This is a genomic window from Streptomyces sp. WM6386 (assembly GCF_000972385.1).
Classification (GTDB): Bacteria; Actinomycetota; Actinomycetes; order Streptomycetales; family Streptomycetaceae; genus Streptomyces.
In genome coordinates this window covers 1-413 of the sequence record NZ_JXTE01000542.1, presented here as the reverse complement: position 1 = coordinate 413, position 413 = coordinate 1, and the positions used below count along the sequence as shown (strand labels likewise).

The following is a 413-nucleotide window of genomic DNA, read 5'->3' as shown; positions in this document are numbered from 1 at the left end:
CCTGGAGGCGGCGACGCGGGAGGCCCACCCGGCTCTGGAAGGCGGGGTCGGTGCGGCCTTCTCGGTGCCGGTGCCCGAGGAGGAGGTCGTGGTCGTCCGCGAGTACCGGGCCCGCCAGTTGGAGCCGGACGAGCTGGCCCGCGCCGCCGCGAGTGTCCGCGACCGCCTCACCCGGGATGTCGGGGTGCCCGCCCACAACGTCGTGCTCGTACCTCCCGGCACGGTGTCGCGGACCACCAGCGGCAAGATCCAGCGTCGGCTGCTGCGCCGGCGGTTTCTCGGCGGCGAGCTGGAGATCCTGCATGCGGAACTGTCGCCGGCCGTCCGCGCCCGGCTCGGTGACGCGGCGGGCGGTGACGCCTCGTGACGGTGACCGACCTGCTCATGGACACCGGCCGGGTCGACCTCGACGA

1 pseudogene is annotated in these 413 nt (G+C 74.6%); it reads left to right on the top strand.

What is annotated here, in order from left to right:
• Window positions 1–367, top strand: a pseudogene (locus TN53_RS42620) (polyketide synthase); the annotation flags it as partial.
• Between the last annotated feature and the right edge of the window lie 46 nt (window positions 368–413).